General features: G+C 45.0%; 12 protein-coding genes. 1 reads left to right on the top strand and 11 read right to left on the bottom strand.

The window, feature by feature from the left end:
- Positions 1 to 40 precede the first annotated feature (40 nt).
- From AB1L08_RS03740 to AB1L08_RS03705, 8 genes are all read right to left on the bottom strand, one after another.
- On the bottom strand, positions 41 to 2,002 hold the full coding sequence (locus AB1L08_RS03740; protein ID WP_413063338.1) for a TRAP transporter permease: 1,962 nt from the start codon (positions 2,000 to 2,002) through the stop codon (positions 41 to 43).
- 93 nt (positions 2,003 to 2,095) lie between these two features.
- Positions 2,096 to 3,106, bottom strand: coding sequence for a TAXI family TRAP transporter solute-binding subunit (locus AB1L08_RS03735; RefSeq protein WP_413063337.1), 1,011 nt, complete (start codon positions 3,104 to 3,106; stop codon positions 2,096 to 2,098).
- Between the two features lie 284 nt (positions 3,107 to 3,390).
- The gene (gene grdA / locus AB1L08_RS03730; protein ID WP_413063336.1) at positions 3,391 to 3,861 is read right to left on the bottom strand and encodes a glycine/sarcosine/betaine reductase complex selenoprotein A; all 471 of its coding nucleotides are present in this window, start codon (positions 3,859 to 3,861) and stop codon (positions 3,391 to 3,393) included.
- 20 nt (positions 3,862 to 3,881) lie between these two features.
- The gene (locus AB1L08_RS03725) at positions 3,882 to 4,211 is read right to left on the bottom strand and encodes a thioredoxin family protein (RefSeq protein WP_413063335.1); all 330 of its coding nucleotides are present in this window, start codon (positions 4,209 to 4,211) and stop codon (positions 3,882 to 3,884) included.
- Positions 4,208 to 5,659, bottom strand: a complete 1,452-nt coding sequence (gene grdC / locus AB1L08_RS03720) for a glycine/sarcosine/betaine reductase complex component C subunit beta (RefSeq protein WP_413063334.1) — start codon at positions 5,657 to 5,659, stop codon at positions 4,208 to 4,210. The genes AB1L08_RS03725 and grdC overlap by 4 nt, the downstream gene beginning before the upstream one ends.
- Positions 5,640 to 6,614, bottom strand: a complete 975-nt coding sequence (gene trxB, locus AB1L08_RS03715) for a thioredoxin-disulfide reductase (RefSeq protein ID WP_413063333.1) — start codon at positions 6,612 to 6,614, stop codon at positions 5,640 to 5,642. Before trxB ends, grdC begins: the two co-directional genes overlap by 20 nt.
- A 17-nt stretch (positions 6,615 to 6,631) precedes the next feature.
- Complete coding sequence (locus tag AB1L08_RS03710) at positions 6,632 to 7,948, bottom strand: glycine/betaine/sarcosine/D-proline family reductase selenoprotein B (RefSeq protein WP_413063332.1); 1,317 nt, start codon at positions 7,946 to 7,948, stop codon at positions 6,632 to 6,634.
- Between the two features lie 17 nt (positions 7,949 to 7,965).
- A complete protein-coding gene (locus AB1L08_RS03705) occupies positions 7,966 to 9,273 on the bottom strand; it encodes a glycine/sarcosine/betaine reductase component B subunit (protein WP_413063331.1) in 1,308 nt (435 codons plus the stop codon).
- 223 nt (positions 9,274 to 9,496) lie between these two features.
- Between AB1L08_RS03705 and AB1L08_RS03700 the strand changes: the two genes are divergently transcribed.
- Positions 9,497 to 11,020: a glycine betaine uptake BCCT transporter gene (locus AB1L08_RS03700; RefSeq protein ID WP_413063330.1), complete on the top strand. Its 1,524-nt coding sequence runs from the start codon at positions 9,497 to 9,499 to the stop codon at positions 11,018 to 11,020.
- On the opposite strand, the gene AB1L08_RS03695 is transcribed toward AB1L08_RS03700, so the two are convergent.
- The 3 genes from AB1L08_RS03695 to AB1L08_RS03685 form a co-directional block, all read right to left on the bottom strand.
- Positions 11,013 to 11,708 carry a TetR/AcrR family transcriptional regulator gene (locus AB1L08_RS03695; RefSeq protein ID WP_413063329.1) on the bottom strand — a complete coding sequence of 232 codons (696 nt, stop codon included), beginning with the start codon at positions 11,706 to 11,708 and terminating at the stop codon, positions 11,013 to 11,015. The genes AB1L08_RS03700 and AB1L08_RS03695 overlap by 8 nt on opposite strands.
- Positions 11,709 to 11,884: 176 nt before the next feature.
- Positions 11,885 to 12,349 (bottom strand): CD3072 family TudS-related putative desulfidase, encoded by a 465-nt coding sequence (locus AB1L08_RS03690; protein WP_413063328.1) that lies wholly within the window; start codon positions 12,347 to 12,349, stop codon positions 11,885 to 11,887.
- Complete coding sequence (locus AB1L08_RS03685) at positions 12,339 to 12,914, bottom strand: CD3073 family putative ECF transporter S component (RefSeq protein ID WP_413063327.1); 576 nt, start codon at positions 12,912 to 12,914, stop codon at positions 12,339 to 12,341. Before AB1L08_RS03685 ends, AB1L08_RS03690 begins: the two co-directional genes overlap by 11 nt.
- Positions 12,915 to 12,948 lie beyond the last annotated feature (34 nt).

Here is a 12,948-nt window from a genome sequence, read left to right as displayed (position 1 = left end):
CCAGAAGTCTGTTTCATTGACTTCTGGGACAGTCTTGTTTTTATACAGTTGCACTCGCACCCGGCCTTCCCTTTTGAATATCCTTCCGCTGTTTTTGTATAAACCATATTGCGAGCATTATTCCGGCTCCGATTATATCCGAGATTGTTTCGGGAAAAATCATCATGATGCCGCCGATAAATAAGGCGATCCGTTCCCAGGGGAGTGTGTCACAAACATAATGGCCGATTATCGCACTGCTGACACCAATCATGCCAATAATGGCGCCGATGAATGCGATGATGAGACGAAGCGGGGTGACATCCACCAATACGAATATGGGGTTATAAATGAATATATACGGAATGATGAATGCCGCGATGGCGAGTTTTACGGCTGTTACACCAGTCTTAAACGGGTTGGCTCTCGCAATCCCTGCCCCGGCATATGCAGCCAGGCAGACCGGCGGCGTAATGTCAGCAACAATCCCAAAGTAAAACACAAACATGTGTACGGCAATGGGTGCAAGCCCGAATTCATTGATCAGGGCAGGCGCAGCTACGGTTGCCGTAACGACATAGTTGGCCGTTGTCGGCAGGCCCATTCCGAGAATGAGGCAGGCAATCATTGTAAAGATAAGAGCAAAAATCAAGTAACCACCCGATAAGGCAATGATTCCCGCTGCAAATTTTGCCCCCAGCCCTGTAATGCTGACCACCCCGGCGATAATGCCGGCAGTTGCCACTGCTGCAATCACAGGGAGTGCAACCCTCGCCCCTTGCTCCAACACATCAATGATGCTTCGGAAAGACAGCCGGGTATCTTTCCGCACTAAACTGACAACGAAAACGGCGGCGATCCCTAACATGGCGGCACGCTGTGGTGTAAATCCGGAAAGAATCGTGCCGATCATAAGGACTACCGGAATCAGCATATAGCCATTCCTAAACATCAAATCTTTGAATACAGGGAGCTGTGATTTAGGCAGACCAACGATCCCCAACCTTTTTGCCTCGAAATGAGTTCCAATGAAAATCCCGGTAAAGTATAAAACGGCCGGTATAGCTGCCGCCAGCATAATGGTGGAGTACGGCACCCCCAAATATTCCATCATAATGAAAGCTGCCGCTCCCATGATCGGAGGCATAATTTGCCCTCCCGTTGAAGCGGAGGCTTCCGTTGCACCAGCAAACTCGGGCGTAAAACCTGATTTTTTCATCATGGGAATTGTAAATGATCCCGATGCTACGGTATTACCAACGGAGCTTCCCGAAACCATTCCTTGAAGGGCACTTGCTACAACAGCCGTTTTTGCAGTCCCGCCCGTAAAGCGTCCTGTCAAGGAAAAAGCCAAATCATTAAAAAACTGGCCGATTTGTGTATGAATCAGCATCACTCCAAAAAATAAAAACAGAAAGATGAATTTTGCGGAAATTTGAACGGGTGTCCCGAATACCCCGCTTTCTTGATACCACAAATTGGGAGAAATCCGATCGACCGAAAAACCTGGATGGGATAAAATCGTTGTCGGGATGTATTTTCCAAAGATGGCGTATAAAATGGTTATGCTTGCCACTACAACAATCGGTACGCCAACTGTTCTTCGTGTAGCTTCCAGAACAAGAAGAATGCCAATGATCGATATAAGAATATCAATCATACTGTATCCTGTTATGCGGCTTTTTAGCAGGGGTTCGAAAAAAAATATTTTATGGTACGTTACATACATTGCCGCAAAAGCCAAAACGACATCATACCAGGGAACTTTTTTTTGAATTCGGTGCATGCCTTTTTTTGCCGGAAAAAGTAAAAAAATCATTCCAAGAGCTGTTCCCAAATGGATAGCCCCCTGTTTTTGGGAAGGCAACGTGCCGAAATATCCGGTATATAAATGGAAGACAGTTAAATATACGCCTAAAAACGTGACACCCCATCGCCATCTCCCGATTTGCTGCCTAAATTGACTTTCCCTATCATATTTTTCCAGAACTTTCTGAGCATCAGCTTGCGGGTTATGGTTCATTCAGTGATACACCACCTCTAAATGTGATCTATAGAAGGAAAGGAAGGAAAAGAGATGACTAGCTTTACATCATCTCTTTCATTTTATGAACGATTATTTTTTTAAATCCTCCAAGCTTTTAATGCCAGTTTTTTCGCGGGTCACAATTTGAATGACTTCAGGATAAATATGGCCGATAAACGCCGCATTTTCCACCTTGTTGCCTTTAAAATCGCCTTCTCCCTTCATTGCGGCCAGAGCCGGCACGTGTACAGTCATGCCCAGATCCATGTTATTATCCCGGATGCTGGACAGATTCTCTATGGATGCTCCTGTCTCTGTATTTGTAATATTGACACCATCCAAATGCTTGTTCCAAATATTGGCCATTTCACCACCGAGCGGGTAGTATGTACCGCCCTGGCTTCCCGTTCCCAAAATCAATTCTTTCTTCCTATCCGCTTTATCCGCCTTCACTTCCGCAACAGGATTATCCACCGTTAAACCTTGTTCTTCGTAATATTTTTTCGCACCGGGATGAATCGGCAGCCCTTCGGCACCTTCCAGTGCATTTTCAAGCGTCATGTGCACCGCCTGGGCGTGCGTATTTTCACTCGCCTTTTCAATCATCGTTTTAGCCAGCTCATAGCCGAGCTCCTCGTCAATGGTATTCGTATTTCCCATTAAAATGGCGTAGGCTGTCACAGTTTCGATATCTGAATCAAGGAAATCATACGTGTCCTTCGGAATGGTATATCTTTTATAACCGCTGTTTTCTTCAATATATTGAATGGCCTTATCAGAAAGTTCAAGCATTTTTACATCTCCTGCCGATGCTTGCAGGCTTTCAATGTTTCCGGCAGGCAGCCCCAAAATGCCGATGGAGACATCGATATTGCCATCCTGCACCCCATCCGCCGCATCGCCAAACCCTTCCTGGAACTCCTCATAATCCCCATCCTTTATGCCGTACGCTTTTAAAATCAATTTTGAAGTAGTATTCGTCTCACTGGCCGGCGGTCCTATCGCCACTCTTTTCTTGCCGCCCGCTCCCCCGCATGCTGCCAGGGCCAATAGTACCAGCAAAATGACGGCTATGAAACCAAATCTTTTTTTCAAATACATCCTTTATTCCCCCTCTACATTTAACAACTTTTGTTAGCGTTTTCAAAACCTTCCCAATAATAAAGTTATTCACGTATTAAGGGTTTTATTCCTTTAGACGTGTGTCTCCTGGATATAATACTATTATAACAAAATGACATTTATATAACAATGGAATATTCCGAATATTTTACTTAAAAGAAAAAGTGCCTCTCAAGCATCGGGAAGCACTTTTATAATAGTAAATCCGCCCCCAAATGATTGGCGGCGGACCTTCTTCATGAACCATGTCCTGGCAGTATGAATCATTCACCCTTCAAATAATTCTCCCTGGCCTGTTTACTCGCTGCACATATGCTATCCTTGTCAAGCGACAGTTCCATAAGACCGACCTGCTCCTCGTAGATATCTTCCGGTATTTGCGCTTTGATTTCATCTTCCAAAATGTGGTACACATGCAATCCAAGCGCCACCCCGGCCAGAGGCCCCGCATAGGTCGGGTCTCCAAGCGTTACGGTTTCGGCATAAATATCAACACTGTCTTCATCCGGGGATCCCAAGATCACCACAACGTTCTCGCTTCCATATTCTTCAGCAGCTTTTTTCAACTCTCCCTGGACCACCTGGTCCACCGCACCTGCTGCCGTTCAGACGAAGCACTGGGTATCTTTATAAATAACATCCACTCCGGCAGCTTTCAGGCATTCCTCAATGGCCGGTGCCGGCACCCCGTCTCTTTCTCCCAAAATGAACACTTTTTTCCCTTTCAATTCCATCGTTTTTCAGCCCTTTCTTTTTATGATTGAACAAGTGCAACTTCTTTGATCAGGTTTTCAATATCTTCTTTCGTTAAGTCACCACCGGAGATTCTTTTTACCTCTTCCCCATTTTTAAATACTAAAAACGCCGGAAGCCCCATTACACGGTGGTTGATGCAAAGCCTTCGATTTTGGGCACTGTTTAGTTTCACGATTTTCACTTTGCCGTCATAAGCTTGCGACAAGGCTTCCACGTCCGGCATCAGTTCCAGGCACGGCTGGCAGCTCGGCCCCCAAAAATCCACGATGACCGGCAGATCCGCCTGAAGCACTTCCGCTTCGAAGTTTTCTTTATTGACCTCGATCATACAGCTTTCCTCCCATCATTTTTTTCTATTAAAAATGACATGCCATCTGAAAGGTTTGTCATTTTTCCCAAAAATAGGCTTCCTTTCCCGACAAACATGGAATTGTCTATTTCTCCCTTCATGATCATGTCCCGCGCATGGCCCAAAAACGGAATGGCGGAGGCAATATGGCCCTGGGTGGGCGAAAACCCGGGCATCCCATGCTTTTCTTCGAAGGACTCCATTTCGGAGCGCTCCAATTCCTTTTTCATGACAGCCATGGCCGCAATCGTCCGGTAGCTTCCTCGCGGGACATTTCCGTTTCCATTGGGCTCTGTGACATCCGGGTTGTGGAGTTCCACGGCATATTTATCAATGTCCGTGATGTTAAGACCGATCTTTTCCAGCGGTTTGATAATTAAAGATTGATAGATGGCCTGATTGGAGGATCCTGCAGAAATATCATGCTTTCCAAATGCGTCCGTACGGATGACGGGACTTTTCCCGTCATCATCCCCGATGATAATACCGATCGCCCCCATGATGTCTTCTGTCACCGGCATGTTCTTTGAAAGGCTCCCGGCAAACTTCATTCCGAGTTTGGCCAGGCATCCGCCGCCGATCACCAATACATTTTTATAGATTCCGGCCTGGACAAAGGCTGAGGCCACACTGACCGCATGGGCCGGAGCACAGCAGAAGGATTTGATATCAGAACCTGTTGCATTGGCACATCCCGCATGTTCGGCAATGGATTTGGCCATGTTCCCGCCTCCGCGCTGATAGCGGTCACCTACTGCCTCCTCGTCACAGCCGATCACATAATCAATTTCTTCAGGCTTGACATCAAAGGCACGGAGCACATGGCGCATCGCCACAATCCCGGACGCTTTGTTGCTCAAGTTTTCAAGCAGTATATGCGCCGACAAGTTTTTATCCTCCTCGTGTCCCGTGAGGATCACCCCCACCAGTTCGTCTTTATTGATATAAAGCGGCAGGGAGTCGCCGCCGGCTATTTTTCTCTCGATCTCCTCTGCAGTTTCTCCAGTGCCCAGGGCTTTCAGATCCGCTTCGGTCACGAGCGGATGGTCGGCCCATTCTTTTTTCACCCGCTCCACAAAGTGTTCTTCCAAGAAGACGAGATTAAATTGATCCGCGATTTTCAGCCATCCGTAAAACTCCGTCTCCGGCAAGATTTCCCCCCACTCGCTGAAGCGGCTGGCATTCTCCACCTGGACATTCGTCCAGGGCCGTTCATACTCTTTGAGCTGTTCGGGCCTCATGTTTCCGATGAACACCTGGTTCGGGGGATAGGCCACCGCCTCCTCAAAGCTTCTTAAGCTCGACAAGATATCACCCAGCAGCTCCTTGTTTTTTTCTATCTCCCTCACCGGCTTGGAGCCGTACCGGACCAAACTCGGTGTATGAGTAATTACATAAGACGTTCCCTTAATAACCGGCCGCGCCATATTCCATTCCTGCCTTCCCGCTGATTTGTTCTTCCAGACTCTCTGCATATTGCTGGGCAGATAAAGCAGCAACACTTCCATCTCCAGTTGCCGTGATGATTTGCCGCAGCATTTTTTCATTGACATCCCCGGCGGAAAACACGCCGGCAACAGATGTCTTCATATTTTCATCCACGACGACATATCCATTTTCATTCGTAATCCCCAAATCCCTCACACAATCCGTAATCGGGTCCATGCCGATGTATATAAATACCCCGCCGCAAGGAAATTCTCTTGTTTCCCCGGTTTTGGTATGTTTGATACGCACACCGGAAACAAGGCCGTCCCCCAGGATCTCTTCCACTGTATGATCCCAAATAAATTCTATTTTTTCATTGTCAAAGGCCCGTTTTTGGATGATCTTTTGTGCCCTTAACTGATCCCGCCTATGGATAATTGTGACTTTTGAAGCAAAGCGTGTAAGAAACAATGCTTCCTCTACAGCGGAATCTCCGCCGCCCACAACCACAAGCTCCTGGTCGGCAAAGAACGCCCCGTCGCATACTGCACAGTAAGACACGCCAAAGCCGGCCAGTTCTTTCTCTCCGGGTATACCAAGCTCCCGATGTTTGGCACCAGTCGCCACGATGACGGACTTGGCCTTATATTCCCGGTCCCGTAAGGTGACCCGTTTCAATAAGCCATCGTCTTCAATCTTCAGGATCTCCCCCCGGGCAAATTCCGCCCCGAACTTTTGGGCATGGTCAAACATTTTTTGCGACAGCTCCGGGCCCAAAACGTTCTCAAATCCAGGATAATTCTCAATATCCTGTGTATTGGCCATTTGCCCGCCCGGCAGCCCTTTTTCTATCATCAGCGTTTTCATGTTGGCCCGGGATGTATACACCGCTGCAGTCATGCCGGCAGGCCCTGCACCTGCAATGATTACATCGTATATTTTTTCGGTCATCATGTCCCCACTTCCCTTCCCTAAATTTTTACCTCAAAGAGCGTTGGTTCCTCTATTGTTTGTGTCAAGGCTTCCAAGGCAACTTCGGTTCGATGTCTGCGCAGTTTTCTTTGCTGCTCGATCGGCGTATTGGGATCTCCAAGTGGGTAAGGGATGGAAATGGTAGGAACAACGCGGTTCGCTCCTACTGTTAATGCAATGGAGACAAGATTGGCCATCTGAACGATTGGAATCCCTGCCCGCTCAATTTCTTTTGTAATCGTTGCCCCGCAACGAGTACAAGTTCCTCAGGTAGAGGTTAGTATTACCGCCGATACGTTGGCATCAAGTAATTCCTGGGCAATTTCGGCCCCCATTCGGCTCGCTTCCGCTTGTGTAGTCCCCGTCCCTACCGTCGAATAGATATAATGATGAAGCTTGCCGATTCTCCCCTCTTTTTCCAACTCCCTGATTACATCCAGAGGTACAATTCTATTTGGGTCATCGTTTGCAGCTGTAGGATCAAATCCGGCATGAATCGTTTCCCATTCTCCTGCCGGTAGCGAGTCGATTCCCGAGACATCGTATTTTCCCCATTTGGTGGCAGATGCTGATTGTATTCGATCGGGATTGCCAAGAGGTACAATTCCGCCCGAACTTACCAGTGCAATCGTTGCTTTGCTCAGGTCCTTTACCGGGCTGGCAATCGACACCCGGTCGATGACAGGCATTGGCATTTCTGTCGTATATTCTTTGTTATATAATTTATTGATCAACATATTGACGGCCCGGTCTGCCCCGATTTCCCCGGATTCTTTGAACGCCTCCAACCGGATCCCTCTTGGAAGATAGCCTTCCTCACATGCCGGCTGCAATGCCTCATTTTGCAGCAGTTTTTTTGCAAAGCCCGCCATTTTCGGCATATCTTTTCTCATGGAAACCGCACTGTTGCCGCCCGGAAAAATATAAATATCTTTTCGGAACATTTCCGCTCCCGGATTTTCTGGATGCATGCTTGTAATAACGGGAACACCATAGCGCTCTTGCACTGCTTTGCATATTTCCCCGCATGCCGTTCCATATCGTCCGGCCATGAAAGCAGGCCCGGCTATGAAAATGTCAAACTCTTTATCTTCCAAAAACTGCAGAATCCGGTCTATAGCATCCCTTTTATGGGAACCAAAAAAGTTATCTCCGCAAATAATCGTGTGCGTGACTTCAGCGACAGGAGACAATAAGTTATTTAGAAGCATTCCCGGCCCAACTGTCCCTTCACGTATGACAGGTTCGAAATCGGCTTTGTCTTCTCCCCCTATCTGGCCGAAAAATTGGTTGATGTAATGAACCGCTTTCTTCATCCTTCTTTCACCTCACTTTAATACTCAACTACCGTCTTATGATAATCGCCGGTACTTGAATCGGCACAAAACATTCCGTTATTTTCCATCCTTATCGACCCATCCGGCAACACCGATTCGGACCATCCACCAGAATTTCCATCTCTCGCCAATGCCTCAAGGTTCCCAATGACGATTTCCATCGGCCCCAACTCCAAATATTGTGAAACGTTTCCTGTTGATACGATAGCGTTTGCCTTTTCCGACAGATCCACAAGCGACTGGGATTTTCCGTCACGGCCGGTACATTCATTTGTAATGCCAACTACTTTGATCCCGGCATCTTCCAATTCATTGATGACGAGAATAAAGTCGGAATCCGGATTTCCATAACCCTCCTCCGCAACAATTGCCCCCTGAGCGCCCAAAGATGTGGCTAATTGGCGGACAAACAAAGCGGAGCGTTCTTTTTCCTCCAGCTGTACATTCAAGTTAGATAAAATCACACCCAAGAAATTAATCGTTTTCCCATGCTCTTCCACCAGCCGCATGATTGTTGAATTATTTACATGCTGGTATGTTGAGATTTTGGATGATGCAGGCATAAAGCTTCCGGAAATAACAGCTCCATCAAGCAATTCATTTGGAGTTAAGAAGGTGGGAAGCATTTTGTTGGCATCCCATCCATACACCAAAGCATTGTAGCCGCTTTCTAGCATTTGGGATTGAAGCTGCAAAACATAAACGACCGAAGGAAGCTGCCTCACTTCCTCACTTCGTTCATGTAAAGGAACATGTTCAATGATCTTTACTTCTTCGGGTTCCATGTTTTTTACACAATTCCCCAAGTATTCGGCCATCCGCATCGCCGCCCAGCGGATCGCCTTATTTCTTTTCTGTTGTTCCTGCCGCTCAAATTCTTCATTCGTATCTGCAACGAGGCAAATATTCAGCAACTCGGAAAACATCGTCTGTTTTGCCCCCGGTCCACTCATATCAATCAAGCCATCCTGGAAACCGCCCCAATGTTTTCCGACACCAAGAACACAGCTTCCTTTTAAAATATGGGTTCTTCCCTGACCAGCCGGCACAAGTTTATTCGTTACCCCCGGAAACATAACGCCGCCCGAAACTTTGCAGCGGGGTTCCACTGCTTCTTTTACAGGCGTGATACGGATAGGTTGGCCGCTTTTAGCGATATGAATGTCTGCATCGATTATGTTTTCGTCTTCAAAAACGATATCGAGTGCTTCTTTCTTATTTATTGTTAAAATGCCATTCTCATAAAATGTTTTACTTCCGAAAACAATGTCTTCAACATGGAAATATCCCAGTTCTAATTTCATTGTCCCCCTCCGTAATCATGATTATTTTTTAATCTTGAATAAAATATATCAGTACTTTTTTGAAAAGTAAAGAACTTTTGCTTAATTCAGTAATAAAATTATTTAATTATTGTTTATATTCAATTCTGGTTATGTTACAATCATGATTAATATATTTGATTTGTTAAGTCATATGAGCTTTTCTGTTAGCTAATCTTTATCAATTTTTATAAGGAGTGAGTCTGTGAGAAAAGTGACAAACGTTTTTGTCATTTCCGCTGTCATTACGGTTATCTTTATTATTTGGGGTACATTTTTACCGGAAGGAATGGATAAAGCAACAAGTTCCGTACAAGGATTTATTGTCGATCATTTTGGGTGGTTTTATTTAATTTCTGCATCTTTTTTTGTCATTGTTGCGCTTTTTTTGATTTTTTCGCGGTACGGGAAAATTAAACTCGGGAAGGAAGATGATAAACCGGAATACAGCAGAATTTCATGGTTTGCAATGCTGTTTAGTGCCGGAATGGGGGTGGGGCTTGTTTTTTGGGGGGTTGCAGAGCCAATCAGTCATTTTTATACGCCGGCGAAAGCTGACCCGGAAACGATGCAGGCGGCGGCAGAATCGCTCAGCTATACATTCCTGCATTGGGGGCTTCATCCCTGGGCAATTTATAGCATCGTTGCTCTTTCTCTTGCCTATTTTACTTTTCGAAAAGATGCACCCCAACTCGTTAGTGAAACGCTGCGCCCGATCATTGGAAAAAGAGCGGATGGCGGGCTTGGAACGACGGTCAATATTCTTGCTGTCATTGCGACAATATTTGGCGTAGCTACATCATTGGGTTTGGGTGCAGCACAAATTAGCGGCGGACTGTCATCATTGACGAACATAGAAAATAACTTTTCAACAACGTTAACAATCATCATTGTCGTTACTTTTTGCTTTATGCTGTCAGCCATTACCGGTATCAATCGGGGAATTAAATATTTAAGTAATATCAATGTCGTTTTAGCCATATTATTAATGGTGTTCATTCTTTTTATGGGTCCAACGAGTTTTATTTTGGAAGTGCTTACATCCTCGGTTGGCATGTACATTCAAAACCTCCCTGATATGAGCTTGAATTCTGTTCCTTTTGAACAATCGGAATGGTCTAAAGGCTGGACCATTTTTTACTGGGCATGGTGGATCGCATGGTCGCCATTTGTCGGAACATTTATTGCCCGCATTTCCAAAGGCCGTACAATAAGGGAGTTTATTGCAGGTGTCATGCTTGTTCCGACCATTTTCGGAATTGTGTGGTTCAGTGTGTTTGGCGGTACAGCACTGCATATGGAGATTTTTCAAAACTTGAATATCCAAAACATTTTGACTGAACAAGGGCAAGAGGTCGCATTGTTCACAGTCATTGGACAATTTCCGCTTAGTACCTTCGTATCAATCATCGCGATTGCTTTAATTGCCATCTTTTTCATTACCTCAGCGGACTCTGCTACATTCGTCCTTGGCATGTTAACTTCAAAAGGAAAATTAAATCCTGCGAATTCAACAAAAGTGATTTGGGGCATCATCCAATCGGCAACAGCTGCCGTTCTGCTTTGGTTTGGCGGACTGGCCGCATTGCAAACCGCTTCCATTATTGCCGCTTTTCCATTTGTGTTTGTTATGATATGCATGTTTGTCTCTTTAATAAAATCATTAAAAGACGATGTGAAAGCCCAGCAATCTTCTGAACAAGATTTCCAAAAGCCGCGAGTTATGTAACTCGCGGCTTTTCGGCGTCAAGGTGAATCATCGTTCTTTTAATATGTTCCATCGTCCGGTCTGTCGCTTCCTGGACCGAGTAGGTCGATCTGTTATTAATAAACAATGTCAACATGCCTTGCCAAATTAAATAATGCGTTTCAGCAATTTGGTCGACCTCGACATGATGAAGCCGACTGTCATCAACAGCCTTCTTTAAGGCCATTCTTGTTCTTTTCGTAATGTTCGGTTCCAGGAACATATCCTTTAAATCTTGCGGAAGGTTTAATATATCTGCCGGATACACATCATAATAGTCCGATAGGTCATCCGGATGGACACCCAGGTCCGAAGAAAACACGGCAAAGTATATGTGAGGAGATTCAAACGAATGCTTACAAAAGCACTCCCATATTAAAAAGTATCTGTCCAAAGGGGTTTTTGCTTTTGACAAATATTGGGGCAAAGCATCTGTATATTTCTTTAAAAACTTTAAGGATGCAAATAAAATCAAGTGCGACAAATCCTCGAAATAGTTATAAATGGTTGCGCTGTTGTAACCTGCAGCATCTGCCACCTTCCGTATTGTTACATGTTCAATTCCTTCTTCTTCAATAATCTTCGCTGTTGCATCAATAAAATACGACATGATTCTTTTTGTCTGTATTTCTTTATTTTTCATCCGGCGTTCGTTCGTTTTCTTTTCCACCCGTATACACTCCGATTTCGTGGCCAAATAATCCTGATTACTTAAAAATATACCATTTAATATAATCAGAGTCCACAGGGGGGCGATCTCAAAAGTAAAGGCGAACTGGACCAATCACTGTTCGACATAAAACAAGCCAACCTCCATCCCGGAAGCTGGCTTGTTTGCTTAACACTTTATTTAATAAAATGCTCATCACTTTTAAATTCCGGTTCTCTGTTGTCAGGCAAATACCAAAGTGTTTGTAACGTGACCCCTTTTTCCGCAAACATCGCAGTAAGCTCTTCCATAAAAACGCCACGGGCAGGGTCGCACGATGGACTGCTTTGGATTCCAAGCAATCCAGCAATCTCATAACCATTTTTTAAATATTCTTCAGCTTGCTGCAAAATAGGCCTCAATATCTCTTGGCAATGTTTCCGGTATTCTTGTGTATTATATTGCTCATAAGTCATCGAGGGGCGGTTCAATCCAAGAAAAGTAAACTCAGGACAAGGCAGCTGTAGAAATCCAAAGCCTTCATTCATCGCCCAATCTACCGCGGACTGGACGGCCCCTTCTGCTCTTGCCTCGCCATCAATTACAGTATTCTGATTTAAAATACAATGAGATACGATTAAAATCTTTTTACTACGCTGCATATCGCTTTTCCTTCCTTTTTATTTTTGAAAAAATCGGCAGGCGGGTAACCATGAACACGACTAGAAAACACGTGATCGTTTTATCAACAAGATTACCAGTAATTCGTGAAATAAAGGTTGAGGCAAAGACACTTTCCCCGGAAGCCCTTAACCATAAAACGACAATATCCATCCCGCTGCCATTTAATCCGCCATATACAGCAACTGCTATTGGCGTTCCGATTAAAGGGGCGATAATTGAAATAATAATTCCAGTAAATAAGGCAATATACCATTTTGTAAAATCAAATTTCCTTGCAATATACCCGACAACCAACCCTATTACGATGTTTACAATTCCAAAGAAGATGGCTGATCCCCCTGTGGTTACCCCGAGCACAACATTTGTTAACCCGCCAGTTAAAGCACCCCACCAGGGACCGAATAATACGGCAACTAACACAGTTCCGATCGTATCAAGAAACAAGAGCGGTATTTTCATGGATGACACAACGGTACCTAAGACTACATTCAAGGCGATTCCCATAGCTGAATATGTAATCATCATCGTTTTGCCAATTTTCATTTTTCCTCACCTCTTCAAAAAAGTAGCTGCTCAA

Origin of the sequence: Siminovitchia jepli (genome assembly GCF_047228825.1) — a bacterium.
GTDB lineage: Bacteria > Bacillota > Bacilli > Bacillales > Bacillaceae_C > Siminovitchia.
The sequence above is the reverse complement of the archived record's forward strand: the minus strand, read 5'-3'. Positions and strand labels throughout refer to the sequence as shown.

What these genes read in the sequence shown, in the direction of transcription:
- AB1L08_RS03740 (WP_413063338.1), bottom strand. Translation starts at nt 2,002, where the DNA reads ATGAACCATAACCCGCAAGCTGATGCTCAGAAAGTTCTGGAAAAATAT.
- trxB (WP_413063333.1), bottom strand. Translation starts at nt 6,614, where the DNA reads ATGATGACCGAAAAAATATACGATGTAATCATTGCAGGTGCAGGGCCT.
- grdC (WP_413063334.1), bottom strand. Translation starts at nt 5,659, where the DNA reads ATGGCGCGGCCGGTTATTAAGGGAACGTCTTATGTAATTACTCATACA.
- AB1L08_RS03725 (WP_413063335.1), bottom strand. Translation starts at nt 4,211, where the DNA reads ATGATCGAGGTCAATAAAGAAAACTTCGAAGCGGAAGTGCTTCAGGCG.
- AB1L08_RS03735 (WP_413063337.1), bottom strand. Translation starts at nt 3,106, where the DNA reads ATGTATTTGAAAAAAAGATTTGGTTTCATAGCCGTCATTTTGCTGGTA.
- AB1L08_RS03705 (WP_413063331.1), bottom strand. Translation starts at nt 9,273, where the DNA reads ATGAAATTAGAACTGGGATATTTCCATGTTGAAGACATTGTTTTCGGA.
- AB1L08_RS03690 (WP_413063328.1), bottom strand. Translation starts at nt 12,349, where the DNA reads ATGCAGCGTAGTAAAAAGATTTTAATCGTATCTCATTGTATTTTAAAT.
- AB1L08_RS03685 (WP_413063327.1), bottom strand. Translation starts at nt 12,914, where the DNA reads ATGAAAATTGGCAAAACGATGATGATTACATATTCAGCTATGGGAATC.